Source organism: Janthinobacterium sp. ROICE36, assembly GCF_002869965.1.
GTDB lineage: Bacteria > Pseudomonadota > Gammaproteobacteria > Burkholderiales > Burkholderiaceae_D > Janthinobacterium.
Genome location: NZ_PEBS01000002.1, coordinates 145,249 through 161,561 on the forward strand (window position 1 = coordinate 145,249; position 16,313 = coordinate 161,561).

Genomic DNA, 16,313 nt, shown 5'->3' on the forward strand with positions numbered 1-16,313 from the left:
GGGCCTGCCTCAGCGCATGAATTTTGAAATGGCGCTGCTGACGGCCATGTCCCGCTGCAAGAAAGTGAGTCCCACCTTGAAACCTGCACTGCTGAAAATGCAGTGCGAGACGCTCACGCGCGCCTCGATGATGTGCGCCGAGCCATCGTAAAACAACTCGAACAGCACCTTGCCCTGCTTGCCTGTCGGCACCGGTTCTGCGATGACGGCCGCCTTACCGCCCGGCCCCACATCGAGGGTGCGCGCCGCCACGGGCCCTGCGCCATCGATTACCAACATTGCCTTGGCACGCACTATTTTGCGTGCGCCCTGCCTTTGTTCAACTGACACTGTATTCCGCTTCTCTATCTATGCATTGTCGATGCGGATTCACGTGGGAATCCATCGGACAAATATTATAGTTCCAAACGGAAATTTTATTTGACTTGCCTCAAGCTTGGCATTTAAACCATACCAACCCTTACTCCAGATCGCGGAGTTTGTTGAATGCCTCGTCGATGCGCTCGACGCCGATGACCTTGAGGCCCTCGATGGCTTGCTTGGGCAAGTTGGACTTGGGCACCACGGCCAGGGTAAAGCCCAGCTTGGCCGCTTCGCGCAAACGCTCCTGGCCCCGTGGCGCGGGACGGATCTCGCCGGCCAGACCTACTTCACCAAACACCACGAGTCCCCGTGGCAAAGGCTTGTTGCGCATCGACGAATTAATCGCCAGCAACACGGCCAGGTCGGCCGCTGGCTCCGTGATCTTCACGCCGCCCACGGCATTGATGAACACATCCTGGTCGAAGGCGGCGATGCCCGCGTGGCGGTGCGCCACGGCCAGCAGCATGGCCAGGCGGTTCTGTTCCAGGCCGACGGACAGCCGGCGCGCATTCGGCAAGTGGCTGGTATCGACCAGGGCCTGGATTTCCACCAGCAAGGGACGCGTACCTTCCTGCGTCACCATCACGCAGGAACCCGGCACCTGGTTGTCGTGCTGCGACAGGAACAGGGCGGACGGGTTCGACACGCCCTTCAAGCCCTTTTCCGTCATGGCAAACACGCCCAGTTCGTTGACGGCGCCGAAACGGTTCTTGATGGCGCGCACCAGGCGGAAGCTGGAATGGGCGTCGCCCTCGAAATACAGCACCGTGTCGACGATGTGTTCGAGCACGCGGGGGCCGGCCAGCGCGCCCTCTTTCGTCACGTGGCCCACCAAAATGATGGTCACGCCCGTCTGCTTGGCCGCCCGCGTGAGTTGCGCCGCGCATTCGCGCACTTGCGCCACGGAACCGGGCGCCGAGCTGAGCGCATCCGAATACACGGTCTGGATCGAGTCGATGACCACCACTTCCGGCTTCAGGTCGGCCAGGGTGCCGAGGATTTTTTCCAGCTGTATCTCCGCCTGCAATTTGAGCTCCTTGGCGTCGATCAGCAGGCGCTTGGCGCGCAGGGCGATCTGCGCGCCCGATTCCTCGCCACTCACATACAGCACGCGCTTGTGGTGCGACATGTTGGCCAGCGCCTGCAGCAACAGGGTCGACTTGCCGATGCCGGGATCGCCACCGATCAGCACCACGCCGCCGGCCACCATGCCGCCGCCCAGCACGCGGTCGAATTCTTCGATGCCCGTGCCGAAGCGGGGCACGTCGATGGCGTCGATATCGTCGAGCGACAGCACGGGCGCCGTCTGCGCCAGCGACATGTGCTGCGGGTTCGAATAGCGATTGTTGCCGCCCGTCTCGGGCAGGGTCTCCACCATGGTATTCCACTGGTTGCACGCGGTGCATTGCCCCATCCATTTATTACTGATGGCGCCGCAATCGCTGCAGGTGTAGATGGTCTTGACTTTTGCCATGGTGTACTTTGCTCAGGTAAAATGAAACAGCTGGTTATATATACAGTATATACAAACCACGCTTCCGCGTCACCCTACGCTTCGTTCACCGGTACGCGGGGCGCCAGTGCGCACATCAGCTCGTAGCCGATGGTGCCGGCGGCCAGCGCCACCTCGTCGATCGGCATGCCCTGGCCCCACAAGGTGACCGAACTGCCGACTTTTGCACTCGGTACGTGGCTCAAGTCCACCATCAGCATGTCCATCGACACCCGCCCGATGAGCCCCGCGCGCACGCCATCGACCAGCACGGGCGTGCCTGCGGGCGCGTGGCGCGGGTAGCCATCCGCATAGCCGCAAGCCACCACGCCCACCTTGATATTGCCGGCCGCTGCGTAGCGACTGCCATAACCCACCACCTCACCGGCGGCGATATCCTGGATGCCGATAATGCTGCTGCGCAAGGACATGCTGGGCAGCAAGCCGAACGCCTGCGCCGAGGTGCCGCTGGGCGTGCCGCCATACAGCATGATGCCGGGGCGCACCCAGTCGCTGTCCAGATGGTGCAGCAGCAAGCCGGCCGAATTGCACAGACTGCGCGGCAAGGCCGGACCTTCGCCGGCGGCACCGATGCTGGCCGCCCCGGCCTCGAAGCGCAGCATCTGCTGGGCCAGCGACAAGCGCGTGGGCGCCGCCTCGTCCGCATTGGCGAAATGCGTCATCAGGGTGATCGTGCCGATATGCGGCATGGCGCGCAGGCGCGCATACGCGGCGGCGATGGCTTGCGGCGTAAAGCCAAGGCGGTTCATGCCCGTGTTCATCTTCAGGTGCACATCGATGGCGTGCGGCAGACGCGTCGTTGCCAGCATGGCGATCTGCTCTTCGCAATGCACGCTGCCATTCAAGCCGTATTGCGCCATGACAAGTAAATCGCTGGCGTCGAAAAAGCCTTCCAGCAGCAGGATCGGCTTGATCCAGCCCAGTTCGCGCAAGCGCACGGCGTAATCGACCTCGACCAGTGCCAGGCCATCGGCGCCCGCAAAGCCCCGCATGGCCCGCTCCAGGCCGTGGCCATAGGCATTCGCCTTGACGACGGCCCACACCTTGGCGCCGCGGGCGCAAGCACGCGCGCGCGCCAGATTCTGTTGCATGGCATCCAGATGGATGGTGGCGATGAGGGGCCTGGGCATATGCGTCGTTCACGGCGGGTGGGAAAGCCGTATTTTACCGGATGGGCACGATGCGGGACGGCAAGCCTGCCAGACGGACGGGTGCGAGGGTCGCGATAGTCACCCACGACAGTATGTATAAAATGCTCACATGTGATGTATTTTTATACGGCAGAAAAATTAGGCTTCGCTTAGGCACGACTATGCAAAACGACCCCGCCCAAACTTGGGGTTTGCCGTTTTTTCGTGGTATAAAGCAAGCCAGATATGATTTCAGGCAATCCAGAATGAATCGTGGTTTTTATACCATCATGGCGGCGCAGTTCTTTTCTTCGCTGGCAGATAACGCCCTCTTTTTTGTCGCCGTCGATTTATTGGTGTCCATGAAATCCCCGGCGTGGATCACGCCGCTGCTCAAATTGTCGTTCGTGCTGTTTTACGTGCTGTTAGCCGCTTTTGTCGGCGCCTTCGCGGATGCATTGCCGAAAGGCAAGGTCATGTTCATCGCCAACATGGTCAAGATCTTCGGCTGCGCCCTCGTCTTCTTCCACGTGCACCCGCTGCTGGCCTACGCCGTCGTGGGTTTTGGCGCGGCCGTGTATTCGCCCGCCAAGTACGGCATCCTGACGGAACTGCTGCCGCCGGAAAAACTCGTGGCGGCGAATGGCTGGATCGAAGGCTTGACCGTCACCTCCATCATCCTGGGCACCGTCATGGGCGGCGCACTGGTCAGCGGCCACGTGTCCGACCTGCTGCTATCGATCGATATCCCGCTGATCGACACGGGCATCACCAGCAAGACGGAAGCGGCCTTGTGCGTGGTGGTGGGCATCTACGTGATGGCGACCCTGGCCAACCTGAAGATTCCCGACACGGGTTGCGTGTATCCGCACCAGGAACGCAATCCTATCAAACTGATCACCGATTTTGCCAATTGCTATTCCATCCTGTGGAAAGACAAGCTGGGCCAGATCACCCTGGCCGTGACCACCCTGTTCTGGGGCGCTGGCGCCACCTTGCAACTGATCGTGCTGGAATGGGCCAAGCAGTCCTTGAACATGCCGTTCGACAAGGCAACCAGCCTGGTGGGCGTGGTCGCCATCGGCGTGGCCGTCGGCGCCGTGCTGTCGGCGCGCTTCATTCCGCTGCGCAAGTCGCTGACCGTCATTCCGCTGGGCATCGCCATGGGCGTCATCGTCATGATGATGACGCAAGTACACTCCGTGTGGATCGCCTACCCGCTGCTGATACTGATCGGCGCCCTGTCCGGCTTTTTCGTCGTGCCCATGAATGCCCTGCTGCAACACCGCGGCCACGTGCTGATGAGCGCGGGCCATTCCATCGCCGTACAGAACTTCAATGAAAACCTGTCGATTCTCACCATGCTGGCCGTGTATTCCATCATGATCCGTTTGCACCTGCCGCTCAATATCATCATCACCCTGTTCGGCCTGTTCGTCGCCGGCACCATGTACATGATCATGCGCAGGCACAAACTGAACCAGGCCGAGCACGACAATCTGTCCTTGATCGGCGAGCATAAACACTAAACCCAAGCAAGGGCTGGGGTCAGACGGGGACGCCGATTCCCTGAGGGGGAATGTATCCCAATGGGATACATTCCGATCGCAAAGCGACCGACCCCAGCATTACGCTGGCAGCGTACCTAACAGCCGCCGCGCGGCAGCCTGCTGTGTCCAGTCATGGGGCACGACAAAACCTCGCGTGCGCTCCACTTCCCAGCCGTCGACATTGTCCACCGTGGCCACCATTACCGGTTGCGCCAGATCAAACAACTGCGCGCGCAAGGCATCGAGGTCCAGTACTTCCACGCTTTGCCCCTTGAACGGCGCCAGCCATTGCAAGCGCGGCAGCACGATATAGCGCTGCTCCGGCAGCTGGGCTGGCGTGCACCAGAAGCCGTGTCCATGTTCTTGGGAAATACCGTCCATGCCGGGCACGGAGCCCGCCGCATAAAACAGCCAGCCCTTGACCAGCGCCTGCGCCGCGCGCACGGGGTGCACCAGCAGGCTTTGCGCGGCCGGATGGCGAGACAAGGCCAGTTGCTTGTCGAGAATCTTGCGCATCTTCAAGCCCAGGGTGTCAGCCAGGTTGGGGCCGATCAAGTGGTTGAAGACGCCGGGATCGGGCGCCCCTTCGAGCAGATAGAACTTGGTGGCAAATTCCCAGTGCAGCAAGCCATCTCCGTCACGCAGCAAAAAATCGAATTCGCCCACCGTGTCGTTGCGGTTCACCTGCACTTGCAAGCCATGCGCTTGCAATACGCCGCGCTGCTCAAAATAAAAGGCCAGCAGCTTTTCAGCGTACAGACCCAAGCGGGAATAGCATCGGGGACCGAGCGCCGCATCGAGCGGCGACGGGTCATCTTGCAGCGCCCCCAGCCAGGCCGCCACGGCCGGGGTGACGGGTTCCAGGCTGGCGATGCGCCCGCCCCAGTGGGCGCTGGCCGGGTCCAGCACGTCGGGCGAATCGAGCAGCCAGGCCAGCGCACGCACGCGGGGATGGGTCAAGCGTCCCCAGCGGCGCTCGAAACGGGCCTGGAAGGTGCCGACGTCCGTGTCAATCACCGTGCGCACTTTTCGCCAGACACAGGTCGGCCCAGGCGCGCGCCTTGGCCTTGCCCGTCTCGTCCTGCAGCAGCATTTCCGGGTGGAAGGTGGCGACAAGCGAGGCATTGCCCAGTTGGCGCACTGTACCGCGCACGGGTTTTTCACCGGGATGGATGCCGGCGGCGGCCATCGAACCCAAGGTGACGATGGTGCGCGGCTGCAGCAGGGCCAGTTCGCGCTCAAAATACGGGCGGCAGGCGGCGGACTCTGATTCGGTGGGCAAACGTTCCTGACCAGCCTCGTCGAGCGGACGGCATTTCAGCAAGTGCGTGATGTACACGTTGCTACCCCCATCGACAGCGATGGCTTTGAGCATATTGTCGAGCAATTTTCCCTGCTCACCCGGCAAGGCGCGCCCTTCGCGTTCTTCCAGGCGCGACGGGCTGCTGGCCAGCATCAGCCAAGCGCCCTGGCGGTCGCCACGGCCCATGACGACGCCCTTGCGCGTCTTGCACAAGTCGCAGCGCGCGCACTTGGCCACGGCGGCCGTCAAGCCATCCCAGTCGAGGGCGGCAATATCGGCATCGCTCAGCTGTTTGGCCGCTGGCGGTGGCGGCGCGTCGTCGAACCAGGCCGTGTCGTCCGACTCGACGGCGGCAGCAGTAGCAACTACGGGCGTAGCGGCAACGGCGACGGGCGCCTCGGCCTTTACCTCGGCAACTACCTCGGCAACTACCTCAACCACTGCTTCAGCGGCTTCGGCCACAGGCTCCGCCACGATGGCTTCCATCTCCACAGGGGCCTCGACAACGACTTCAACGGCCTCGGGCGCAGCCCCCTGGCGCAAACGCCACAGGGGACCGACGCCCATCTCATCGAGGAAAACGGCGCTGCGGCTCATAAGGTATAACGCATCACGATGGCGTCCTCACGTTGCGAGTTGCTGGCCGGATAGTATCCCTTGCGCCGGCCTATCTGTTCAAATCCATAGCGCTGGTAAATATCGAGCGCGCGCACATTCGACGGGCGTACTTCCAGCAGCATCGATTCCATGCCCAGCTGGCGCGCGCAGGCGCAGGACTGGTTCAGCAGGAAACGGCCCAGGCCCTGCCCCTGGATGGCGCCCTCGACGGCCACGTTCAGCAGGTGCGCCTCGTCGACGACCAGCATCAGCAAGAAGTAGCCAAGCAGGGTGCCGTCCACGTCGCGCAGCACCCAGGCCGGGTAACCGCTCTTGAGCGAATCGACAAAGTTGCCGTGCGTCCAGGGATGCGGATACACGCGCTGCTCCAGCGCCAGCACCTCCAACAGATCCGCCTCAGCCATCGGCTGATAATCGAGGCGCAGCAAGTCCCAGTCTGCCGCGCTATTCGTATCCTGGCCCGCTACGCTCATCGTGCCGACTCCGCAGCGGCCTTCGCTGCCTGCATGTCCTGGCGTTCCGCACTCGTGTAGGCGATCTTGTTGCGCAAATACAAAGGCTGCGCCTCGGCCGCCGTCACGAAATGGCCGGCCGCAAAGGCGATGCGCGCCAACTGCGCCACCTGCACGGCGTGCGGCATGATGGCGACGTCGGCCGTGGCGGCGCACGGCAGTGCGGCCAATGCCTCGGCATAGGCGCCAAAGCCGTTGCCGCAGCCGACGACGTCGCCTTGCGGCGCCACGCCGGCCGGCGCGCTCAGGGCCGGTGGCGCAATGATCTGCAAGCCATCCTGGTAATCATATTGCCCCCAGTACACTTCGCCCATGCGGGCGTCGAGCACACTCACGATGCGCTGCGCGCCATGCTGCTGGTGGCATGCCAGCGCCATCGCGTCGAGGGTCACGACGGGCACGACGGGCAGATTGGCGCCGTAGGCCAGGCCTTGCGCGATGCCGCAGGCCGTGCGCACGCCCGTAAACGAGCCGGGGCCGGAGCCGTAGGCGATGGCGTCCACGTCGGCCAGGGTCACGCCCGCTTCGGCCAGCAATTCCTGCACCATGGGCAAGATGGACTGGGAATGGGTGCGCACGCCCGACGAGGCGCGGGACAGGACGACATCGCCGCGCAACAAGGCGCAGGAGGCGAGTTCGGACGAGGTTTCAATAGCAAGCAAGGTGGGAAGTAAGATAGGCATGGCGTATTTTACCTTGCCGCGCCATGCTGCGGCACTCCCCGCTGCGGCATGCCGTGGGCAGCCGGGCAGCTCTCAGGCTGATGCGGCTTGCGGCGGCATGCCCTGCGGGCCCGCGAGGACGGCTATAATGAAAGACGCAGCTGATTATTTGACCGGCATCAAGTCTGCCGCGCCAGGTAGTCGCTTAGCCACATCGTCTTTCCACTCTTGCCCTGGTCCGTTCCGTGAATCCACTTCTTGCTAAACTGCAACCATATCCATTTGAAAAGCTGCGCCAGCTGTTTGCCGGCGTGACAGTCAACCCCGAGTATGCGCCCATCAGCCTGGGCATGGGCGAACCCAAGCACCCGACGCCAGCCTTCATCGAGCAAGCATTGGTCGACAATATCCACGGCCTGGCCAGCTATCCGACCACCATGGGCTCGGAAGCCTTGCGCAGCGCCATCGCCGGCTGGCTGGAGCGCCGCTACGGCATCCCCAAGCTCAATCCTGCCACGCAAATCCTGCCCGTGAACGGTTCGCGCGAAGCGCTGTTTGCGCTGGCGCAAACGGTGATCGATCCGTCGGCCGGTTCGCTCGTGATCAGCCCGAATCCGTTTTATCAGATCTATGAAGGTGCGGCCTACCTGGCAGGCGCCGAACCGTATTTCGTCAATTCCGACCCCACGCGCAATTTCGGCTGCGACTACGACGCGGTGCCCGCGTCCGTGTGGGAAAAGGTCAAGCTGCTGTTCCTGTGTTCGCCCGGCAACCCGACGGGCGCCGTCTTGAGCCTGACGGACTGGGAACATTTGTTCGCCCTGTCCGAGCGCTACGACTTCGTCATCGCCGCCGACGAATGTTATTCCGAGATTTACCATGGCGACACGCCCCCGCTGGGCGCGCTGCAAGCAGCGCACATGCTGGGCCTGTCCACCATCGAGCGCCCGTATGCGCGCCTGGTGGTGTTTTCCAGCCTGTCGAAGCGCTCGAACGTGCCGGGCATGCGCTCGGGCTTCGTCGCCGGCGACGCGGAAGTACTGAAAAAATTCCTGCTCTACCGAACCTACCACGGCGGCGCCATGAGCCCCGCCGTGCAGGCGGCCTCCGTCGCGGCCTGGAACGACGAAACCCATGTCGAGGAAAATCGCGCCAAGTACCGCGCCAAGTTCGACGCCATCACGCCGCTGCTGCAAGCGGTGATGGACGTGCAATTGCCGGACGCCGGCTTCTACCTGTGGGCCGACGTCAGCCGCACGGGCCTGTCCGACACCGAATTCGCGCAACGTCTGTACGCCGAATATAATGTCACGGTATTGCCTGGCAGCTACCTGGCGCGCGACGCGCACGGCATCAATCCGGGCCGCAACCGCATCCGCATGGCCCTGGTGGCCGAAACGGCCGAAGGGCTGGAGGCCGCATTGCGCATAGTAAAATTCTGCCAGCAGCTTTCCGCATCCGCATCAACTCACTAATCAATAAGACATCATCATGAGCCAACAACTGCAAACCATCATCGACCAGGCCTGGGAAAACCGCGCCGAGATCAATCCAGGCAACGGCGCGGCCGAACTGCGCGACGCCGTGTCCCACGTCATCAACGGCCTGGACAACGGCAGCATCCGCGTGGCGGAAAAAACCACGGGCGACTGGGTCGTCAACCAGTGGGTCAAGAAAGCCGTGCTGCTGTCGTTCCGCCTGGAAGACAACGTCGTCCTGCCATCGGATGGCACGATGCAGTTCTACGACAAGGTGCCAACCAAGTTCGCCAACTACACCGCCGAAGACTTCGCCAAGGGCGGTTTCCGCGTGGTGCCGCCAGCCGTTGCCCGCCGCGGCAGCTTCATCGCCAAGAACGTCGTGCTGATGCCGTCCTACGTCAACATCGGCGCCTACGTCGATGAAGGCGCCATGGTCGACACCTGGGCCACCGTCGGCTCCTGCGCCCAGATCGGCAAGAACGTCCACCTGTCCGGCGGCGTCGGCATCGGCGGCGTGCTGGAACCGATGCAAGCGAACCCGACCATCATCGAAGACAACTGCTTCATCGGCGCCCGCTCGGAAATCGTCGAAGGCGTGATCGTCGAAGAAAACTCGGTTATCTCGATGGGCGTGTACATCGGCCAGTCGACCAAGATCTACGACCGCGCCACGGGCGAAGTGACGTATGGCCGCGTGCCAGCCGGCTCCGTCGTGGTCTCGGGCAACCTGCCTTCGGAAGATGGCAAGTACTCGCTGTACTGCGCCGTCATCGTCAAGCGCGTGGATGCCAAAACCCGCGCCAAGACCGGTATCAACGAGTTGCTGCGCGGTATTTAATCACTGCGCCGCAAGGCGCACGTAACCCCTGAATGTCTCGCTTCGGCGGGACATTTTCATTTCAAAATCGCCACTTCAATCGTCCCGCTGCCCTCTTCCATCCTGTCCTATACTGGATGGCATGCATACTCCTCGCGTATTGATCGTCGGCGCCGGTCCTACCGGCCTCATGCTTGCCTTGCGCCTGGCACGCCATGGCGTAGCTTGCCGCATCATCGACAGGAACAGCGGTCCGGGCCAGGCGTCGCGGGCCATGGCCGTGCATGCGCGCACGCTGGAGTTTTACCAGCAACTGGGCTTTGCCGATGAACTCGTCAACCTTGGCATCAAGATCAATGCCATGCACATCCACGAAGGCGGCGAAGAACTGGTGACACTGGCGCTGGGCGAGATCGGCGAAGGCTTGAGCCCCTATCCTTTCGTGCTGAGCCTGCCCCAAGACGAACATGAACGCTTTCTCATCAGCAAGCTGGCGGCGGCCGGCGTGCACGTGGAATGGAACGTGACCCTGGACCTGTGGACGCAGGACGATAGCGAAGTGCAAGCCATCCTGCTCAACAATGACGAACGGCAATATTGTACGTTTGAGTATATCTGCGGCTGCGACGGCGCCCGCAGCAAGGTCCGCGAAATCGCTGGCTTTGCGTTCTCTGGCGGCACCTACGACCACCTGTACTACGTGGCCGATGCCCAAGTGGCCGGCAGCAATACAGATTTGCACGCCCACCTGGGCGCGAACGCGTTTGCCCTGATGCTGCCCGTGCGCACCAGCGGCATGCAGCGCCTGATCGGCATCCTGCCCGACCGCCCCGCCGGCGCGCCGGCGCCCGTCTTCGACGACGTGCGCGAACAGCTACAAGCCTTGCTGGGCATTCAAGTTGAACACGTGAACTGGTTTTCCACCTATAAAGTCCACCACCGGGTGGCGGCGCAGTTTCGCGAACGGCGCTGCTTCATCCTCGGCGACGCGGCCCATTTGCACAGCCCCGTGGGCGGCCAGGGCATGAACACCGGCCTGGGCGACGCCGTCAACCTGGCCTGGAAACTGGCGCAAAAGCTGCACGACCAGAGCAACGACGCCCTGCTCGACACCTATGAAAGCGAGCGCATCGTGTTTGCCCGCAAGCTCGTCGCCAGCACCGACCGCGCCTTCCAGGCCATCGTCGCACAGGGAATCGCCGGGCAATTCCTGCGCCGCTGGCTGGTGCCGCACGCGCTGCCCTTCCTCTCCGGCTTCGGGCGGGCGCGCCGTTTGCTGTTCCAGACCGTGTCGCAAATCGAGATCAGCTATGAAGACAGCGCCCTCTCTGCAGGCCACGCGCAATACCTGCGCGGCGGCGACCGCCTGCCGTGGTTCTCGGATGGCACGCAAGACAACTTTACGGCCCTGCGCAGCATGGCCTGGCAATTGCACATCTATGGCGAGCCGGCGCCCGAACTGCTGGCCGAGGCGCGCGTGCTGAAGCTGCCCGTGCATTGCTACACCTATAACGTGGCCGCCAAGCTGGCCGGCCTGGGCCGCGACGCTGCCTATCTGGTGCGCCCCGACGGCCATATCGCGCTGGCCCTGCACCTGCAGGAAAGCGGCGGCTTACGCGCCCTGGCTCTGCGCCTGGGCATGCATTTCGGCCCGGCAGAACCAGGCAAGACGGCGCCACGGCCGGTGTAGGGGCAGCACGGGGCCGTGTTGCAGCGCCGCATCGCCTGCCGCATCGCCTGTATAATGGCGGATAACATCACATTTTGTTCTGGCGCAAGCGCCGCGATCAAGCGAACCGCATTCATTCCCCCTTGGCCCTACCCATGACGACCATTACACTCTACGGTATCCCCAACTGCGATACCGTCAAAAAGGCCCGCACCTGGCTGGCCGCGCAGCAACGCGATGTCACTTTCCACGACTTCAAGAAGCAGGGGCTGGAACGCGCCACCGTCGAAGCATGGCTGCAGCAATTGCCGTGGGATGTGCTGGTCAACAGGAAAGGCACGACCTGGCGCGCCCTGTCCGATGAGCGCAAGGCATCGATCACGGATGCGGCCAGCGCTGTGGAACTGATGCTGGAAAACCCCTCCATCATCAAGCGCCCCGTGCTGGACAAGGATGGAAAGTTCAGCGTGGCGTTTTCGGATGCACAGTACGCAGCCATTTTCGGGCTGTAATTTTTACTTAGACAGAAGCACCCCGCTCTACACCATGACCACCTCCAACACCCTCGCCCTGACCGAAAAACTGATCGCCCTGTCTTCGGTCACGCCCGACGACAAGGGCTGCCAGCAGCACCTGATCGACATCCTCACGCCGCTGGGCTTTGTCTGCGAGACGATACAGTCGAACGACGTCACCAATTTATGGGCACGGCGTGGCACGACGTCCCCCGTGTTCGTCTTTGCCGGCCATACGGACGTGGTGCCCACCGGTCCCGTCGAGCAATGGCGCTCGCTGCCCTTCATCCCCACGCAGCGCGACGGCAAGCTGTATGGCCGTGGCGCGGCCGACATGAAGACTTCGATTGCCGCCATGGTGGTCGCTTGCGAGGAATTCATCGCCGCCACGCCCGGGCACACGGGTTCGATCGCCTTCCTGATTACCAGCGACGAGGAAGGCCCGGCCACGGACGGCACTGTCATCGTCTGCGAGCAACTGAAGGCGCGGGGCGAGCAGATCGATTATTGCCTGGTGGGCGAGCCGACCTCAAGCGCGCAGCTGGGCGACATGATCAAGAATGGCCGCCGCGGTTCGCTGTCGGGCCGGTTGACGATCAAGGGCGTGCAAGGCCATATCGCCTACCCGCACCTGGCAAAAAATCCCATTCACGAAGCGGCGCAGGCGCTGGCCGACCTGGTCGAGGAAAAGTGGGATGCGGGCAACGAGTATTACCTGCCGACGTCGTGGCAAATGTCCAACATCAACGCGGGCACGGGCGCCAACAACATGATTCCGGGCGACATGGTGATCGACTTTAACTTCCGCTTTTCCACGGCCAGCACGGCGCAAAACCTGCAGGAACGCGTGCACGCCATCCTCGACAGGCATGACTTGCAATACGATATGCAGTGGACCCTGAGCGGCCTGCCCTTCCTCACGCCGCGCGGCACCCTCTCCGATGCCCTGTCGTCCGCGATTCACGCGGAAACGGGCATTGTGACGCAGTTGTCGACCACGGGTGGCACCTCGGATGGCCGGTTTATCGCGCAGATCTGCCCCCAAGTGATAGAATTCGGGCCGCCCAATGCCAGTATTCACAAAATCGACGAGCACATCGAACTGCGCCACATCGATCCACTGAAGAATATTTACCGGCGCACGCTGGAGCATTTGCTGCCCGTCTGAACCAGAATACCGAGGCCCGTCACGGCGGGCCAGAACACCGTCTTTTCGAGAATGCCATGACCCCGAACCCGTTTTCCACGCCACGCGACCTGCTGCGCTACGCCGTTACCCGTTTTAATACCGCCAAGCTGTTTTTCGGCCACGGCAGCGCCGAAGCCTTCGACGAAGCGGCCTATCTGATCCTGCACACTTTGAAGTTGCCGCTCGACAAGCTCGAACCTTTCCTCGATGCCAAGCTGCTGCCGTCGGAAATCGCCAGCGTGATGACAGTCATCGACCGCCGCAGCATCGACCGCGTGCCAGCGGCCTACATCACCAAGGAAGGCTGGCTGGGCACGTACAACTTCTATGTCGACGAGCGCGTGATCGTGCCCCGCTCCTTCATCGCCGAGCTGATCCCTGAATACTTCTCGCCATGGGTGGCGGAACCGGAAGCCTTGGAAAACATCCTGGAACTGTGCACCGGTTCGGGCTGCCTATCCATCATGATGGCCGACGCCTTCCCGAACGCCGCAGTCGATGCCGTGGACATTTCCGCCGACGCGCTGGCCGTGGCCAAGCGCAACGTCGACACGTATAAATTGCAAGACCGCGTCAACTTGATCGAATCGGACCTGTACACCAACGTGCCGGCCAAGAAATACGACTTAATCATCAGCAACCCGCCGTACGTGAATTCCGCGTCGATGGGCGCCTTGCCCCAGGAATACCTGGCCGAACCGCAAATCGCCCTCGACGGCGGCAGCGACGGCATGGACCTGGTGCGCAAGATCATCGCCGGCGCGGCTGAACGCCTGACGGACGATGGCATCCTGATGATTGAAATCGGCAACGAACGCGCATACGCGGAAGCGGCTTTCGGCGAGCTGGGCCTGACCTGGCTGACGACGAGCGCCGGCGACGACATGGTATTCCTGCTGACGGCCGAGCAGTTGAAACTCGCCTAATTGACTATCGGGGTCAGACCCGCCGGGTCTGACCCCAGCCTCCACAAAGAAAAAAATGATACGTTTCCTACAAGTAAGCCTGATGCGCGGCATCAAACCGTTGCTCGAACAAGTCGATGTCACGCTCAACCCGGGCGACAAGATCGGCCTGATCGGCGCCAATGGCGCGGGCAAATCGAGCCTGTTCGCCATGATGCGTGGCGAATTGCACCCTGACCAGGGCGAGATCGATTTCCCGGCCAAGTGGCGCGTGGCTTACGTGGCGCAGGAAACGCCGCCGCTGGAGCGTGCCGCGCTCGACTACGCCATCGACGGCGACGCCACCTTGCGCAAACTGGAAGCGGAACTGGCGCATCTCGAGTCGCAAGCGGAAAGCACGGAAAACGGCATCGCCATCGGCAACATGTACAGCGCGCTGGCCGATGCCGACGCTTACACGGTGCAGTCGCGCGGCGAGCAATTGCTGCTGGGCCTGGGCTTTACGCTGGACCAGATGCAGCAACCTGTCGCCAGCTTCTCCGGCGGCTGGCGCATGCGCTTGAACCTCGCGCAAGCGCTGATGTGCCCGTCCGACCTGCTGCTGCTCGATGAACCGACCAATCACCTGGATCTGGACGCCATCATCTGGCTGGAAGACTGGCTCAAGCGCTACGCCGGCACCTTGCTGATCATTTCCCATGACCGCGACTTCCTCGATGAAGTGGTCAACGTCGTCGTGCATATCGACGAGCGCAAGCTGAAACGCTATTCGGGCAACTATTCGAGCTTCGAGCGCCAACGCGCGGCGCAGATGATCCTGGCCGCCGGCGCGCTGGAAAAGCAACAGCGCAAGCGTGCCCACCTGGAATCGTTCGTCAACCGCTTCAAGGCGCAAGCCTCAAAGGCCCGCCAGGCGCAAAGCCGCATGAAGGCGCTGGCGAAGATGGAAGAACTGGCGCCCTTGCGCGCCGCCGCCGAATTCTCGTTCGAGTTCCGCGAGCCGCTGTCGGCACCGAATCCTTTGATGGTGATGGAAGACGTCGATGCGGGCTACAAGATCGAAAACGAAGCGACGGGCGAAATCACGCATAAAACCATCGTCAACGGCATCAAGTTTTCCTTGCAGATCGGCCAGCGTATCGGCCTCTTGGGCCAGAATGGCGCCGGTAAATCGACCCTGATCAAGACCATCGCCGGCGAACTGATGCCTTTGAGCGGCGACGCCACCATGGGCAAGGGCCTCAACATCGGCTACTTCGCCCAGCACCAGGTGGAAATGCTGCGCCACGACGAATCGCCGCTGTGGCATCTGGCCAAGATCGCCCCCACCGTGCGCGAGCAGGAACTGCGCAACTTCCTGGGCGGCTTCAACTTCCCCGGCAACATGGTCACCGCCTCGATCGCACCATTCTCGGGCGGCGAAAAAGCCCGTTTGGCGCTGGCCCTGATCGTCTGGCAGCGTCCGAACTTGCTGCTGCTCGATGAACCGACCAACCACTTGGACCTGGAAACGCGCGAAGCGCTGACGGAAGCGCTGGCCCAGTTCGAAGGCACCCTGGTCGTCGTATCCCATGATCGCCATTTGCTGCGCGCCACCACGGACGAATTCATCATCGTTGCCGACGGCAAGCTGCAGCCATTCGACGGCGACCTGGACGACTACAAGGACTGGCTGTTCAAGACCAAGCTGGGCAAAGGCACCGACGTGCTGCCGGCCGCTGGCAAGGCCAACAAGACGGACTTCCCCGTGACTTCTTCCATACCTTCGCCGGTAGCGCCCCCCGCCCCCGCCGCACCCGTGCGCGACAAGCGCCAGGAAGCGGAAGACCGCCAGAAGGCAGCCGCCTTGCGCAAGCCGATCGAAAACAAGATCAAGCGCCAGGAAGAGCAGATCGCCAAGCGCAACGCGCAAAAGGCGGAAACGGAAGCCAAGCTGGGCGAACCGACCATCTACGACGCGGCCAACAAGGCCAAGCTGAAGCAATTGCTGGCCGACCAGACCTTCTTCACCAAGGACCTGGCGCAGCTGGAAGCGGAATGGCTCGATCTGCAGGATCAGCTGGAAAAACTTGGTTAATCAAGTGAC

General features: G+C 62.3%; 15 protein-coding genes. 8 read left to right on the plus strand and 7 right to left on the minus strand.

Features of this window, described 5'->3' with window-relative positions; genetic code table 11:
* Positions 1 to 9: 9 nt before the first annotated feature.
* The 3 genes from CSZ94_RS01735 to alr all read right to left on the minus strand — a co-directional run bounded on the left by CSZ94_RS01735 (position 10) and on the right by alr (position 3,006).
* On the minus strand, positions 10 to 279 hold the full coding sequence (locus tag CSZ94_RS01735) for a PilZ domain-containing protein (protein ID WP_102119895.1): 270 nt from the start codon (positions 277 to 279) through the stop codon (positions 10 to 12).
* Positions 280 to 460: 181 nt separating this feature from the next.
* Positions 461 to 1,837: a DNA repair protein RadA gene (radA, locus tag CSZ94_RS01740; RefSeq protein ID WP_102119896.1), complete on the minus strand. Its 1,377-nt coding sequence runs from the start codon at positions 1,835 to 1,837 to the stop codon at positions 461 to 463.
* A gap of 74 nt (positions 1,838 to 1,911) precedes the next feature.
* The gene (gene alr, locus CSZ94_RS01745; RefSeq protein WP_102119897.1) at positions 1,912 to 3,006 is read right to left on the minus strand and encodes an alanine racemase; all 1,095 of its coding nucleotides are present in this window, start codon (positions 3,004 to 3,006) and stop codon (positions 1,912 to 1,914) included.
* A gap of 266 nt (positions 3,007 to 3,272) precedes the next feature.
* On the opposite strand from alr, the gene lplT reads away from it, so the two are divergent.
* Positions 3,273 to 4,535: a lysophospholipid transporter LplT gene (lplT, locus tag CSZ94_RS01750; protein WP_102119898.1), complete on the plus strand. Its 1,263-nt coding sequence runs from the start codon at positions 3,273 to 3,275 to the stop codon at positions 4,533 to 4,535.
* A 99-nt stretch (positions 4,536 to 4,634) separates the two neighbouring features.
* Here lplT and CSZ94_RS01755 read toward each other — a convergent pair whose 3' ends face one another.
* Genes CSZ94_RS01755 through tsaB form a run of 4 tightly spaced genes read right to left on the minus strand, consistent with a single transcriptional unit; the run spans position 4,635 to position 7,672 of the window.
* Positions 4,635 to 5,582, minus strand: coding sequence for a DUF1853 family protein (locus tag CSZ94_RS01755; RefSeq protein ID WP_258000722.1), 948 nt, complete (start codon positions 5,580 to 5,582; stop codon positions 4,635 to 4,637).
* A complete protein-coding gene (locus tag CSZ94_RS01760) occupies positions 5,566 to 6,456 on the minus strand; it encodes a uracil-DNA glycosylase (RefSeq protein WP_102119900.1) in 891 nt (296 codons plus the stop codon). The genes CSZ94_RS01755 and CSZ94_RS01760 overlap by 17 nt, the downstream gene beginning before the upstream one ends.
* A complete protein-coding gene (gene rimI / locus CSZ94_RS01765; protein WP_102119901.1) occupies positions 6,453 to 6,950 on the minus strand; it encodes a ribosomal protein S18-alanine N-acetyltransferase in 498 nt (165 codons plus the stop codon). The genes CSZ94_RS01760 and rimI overlap by 4 nt, the downstream gene beginning before the upstream one ends.
* Positions 6,947 to 7,672, minus strand: a complete 726-nt coding sequence (gene tsaB, locus CSZ94_RS01770) for a tRNA (adenosine(37)-N6)-threonylcarbamoyltransferase complex dimerization subunit type 1 TsaB (RefSeq protein WP_180977323.1) — start codon at positions 7,670 to 7,672, stop codon at positions 6,947 to 6,949. The genes rimI and tsaB overlap by 4 nt, the downstream gene beginning before the upstream one ends.
* Positions 7,673 to 7,896: 224 nt before the next feature.
* Between tsaB and dapC the strand changes: the two genes are divergently transcribed.
* The 7 genes from dapC (at position 7,897) to CSZ94_RS01805 (ending at position 16,304) form a co-directional block, all read left to right on the plus strand.
* Positions 7,897 to 9,126, plus strand: a complete 1,230-nt coding sequence (dapC, locus tag CSZ94_RS01775) for a succinyldiaminopimelate transaminase (RefSeq protein ID WP_102119902.1) — start codon at positions 7,897 to 7,899, stop codon at positions 9,124 to 9,126.
* Positions 9,127 to 9,142: 16 nt separating this feature from the next.
* Complete coding sequence (dapD, locus tag CSZ94_RS01780) at positions 9,143 to 9,970, plus strand: 2,3,4,5-tetrahydropyridine-2,6-dicarboxylate N-succinyltransferase (protein ID WP_102119903.1); 828 nt, start codon at positions 9,143 to 9,145, stop codon at positions 9,968 to 9,970.
* A gap of 121 nt (positions 9,971 to 10,091) precedes the next feature.
* Positions 10,092 to 11,639, plus strand: coding sequence for an FAD-dependent monooxygenase (locus tag CSZ94_RS01785; RefSeq protein WP_102119904.1), 1,548 nt, complete (start codon positions 10,092 to 10,094; stop codon positions 11,637 to 11,639).
* 134 nt (positions 11,640 to 11,773) lie between these two features.
* Positions 11,774 to 12,130 (plus strand): ArsC family reductase, encoded by a 357-nt coding sequence (locus CSZ94_RS01790; RefSeq protein ID WP_102119950.1) that lies wholly within the window; start codon positions 11,774 to 11,776, stop codon positions 12,128 to 12,130.
* A 34-nt stretch (positions 12,131 to 12,164) separates the two neighbouring features.
* A complete protein-coding gene (gene dapE, locus CSZ94_RS01795; protein WP_102119905.1) occupies positions 12,165 to 13,301 on the plus strand; it encodes a succinyl-diaminopimelate desuccinylase in 1,137 nt (378 codons plus the stop codon).
* A 56-nt stretch (positions 13,302 to 13,357) separates the two neighbouring features.
* On the plus strand, positions 13,358 to 14,248 hold the full coding sequence (gene prmB / locus CSZ94_RS01800; protein WP_102119906.1) for a 50S ribosomal protein L3 N(5)-glutamine methyltransferase: 891 nt from the start codon (positions 13,358 to 13,360) through the stop codon (positions 14,246 to 14,248).
* Between the two features lie 55 nt (positions 14,249 to 14,303).
* Positions 14,304 to 16,304 (plus strand): ATP-binding cassette domain-containing protein, encoded by a 2,001-nt coding sequence (locus CSZ94_RS01805; protein ID WP_102119907.1) that lies wholly within the window; start codon positions 14,304 to 14,306, stop codon positions 16,302 to 16,304.
* The last annotated feature ends 9 nt before the right edge of the window (positions 16,305 to 16,313 follow it).

Bases quoted from the DNA above. Each gene is read 5' to 3' on its own strand.
- tsaB (WP_180977323.1), bottom strand. From the start codon at position 7,672: ATGCCTATCTTACTTCCCACCTTGCTTGCTATTGAAACCTCGTCCGAA.
- rimI (WP_102119901.1), bottom strand. From the start codon at position 6,950: ATGAGCGTAGCGGGCCAGGATACGAATAGCGCGGCAGACTGGGACTTG.
- CSZ94_RS01805 (WP_102119907.1), top strand. From the start codon at position 14,304: ATGATACGTTTCCTACAAGTAAGCCTGATGCGCGGCATCAAACCGTTG.
- CSZ94_RS01760 (WP_102119900.1), bottom strand. From the start codon at position 6,456: ATGAGCCGCAGCGCCGTTTTCCTCGATGAGATGGGCGTCGGTCCCCTG.
- CSZ94_RS01790 (WP_102119950.1), top strand. From the start codon at position 11,774: ATGACGACCATTACACTCTACGGTATCCCCAACTGCGATACCGTCAAA.
- alr (WP_102119897.1), bottom strand. From the start codon at position 3,006: ATGCCCAGGCCCCTCATCGCCACCATCCATCTGGATGCCATGCAACAG.
- lplT (WP_102119898.1), top strand. From the start codon at position 3,273: ATGAATCGTGGTTTTTATACCATCATGGCGGCGCAGTTCTTTTCTTCG.
- CSZ94_RS01735 (WP_102119895.1), bottom strand. From the start codon at position 279: ATGTTGGTAATCGATGGCGCAGGGCCCGTGGCGGCGCGCACCCTCGAT.
- dapD (WP_102119903.1), top strand. From the start codon at position 9,143: ATGAGCCAACAACTGCAAACCATCATCGACCAGGCCTGGGAAAACCGC.
- CSZ94_RS01785 (WP_102119904.1), top strand. From the start codon at position 10,092: ATGCATACTCCTCGCGTATTGATCGTCGGCGCCGGTCCTACCGGCCTC.
- dapE (WP_102119905.1), top strand. From the start codon at position 12,165: ATGACCACCTCCAACACCCTCGCCCTGACCGAAAAACTGATCGCCCTG.
- prmB (WP_102119906.1), top strand. From the start codon at position 13,358: ATGACCCCGAACCCGTTTTCCACGCCACGCGACCTGCTGCGCTACGCC.
- radA (WP_102119896.1), bottom strand. From the start codon at position 1,837: ATGGCAAAAGTCAAGACCATCTACACCTGCAGCGATTGCGGCGCCATC.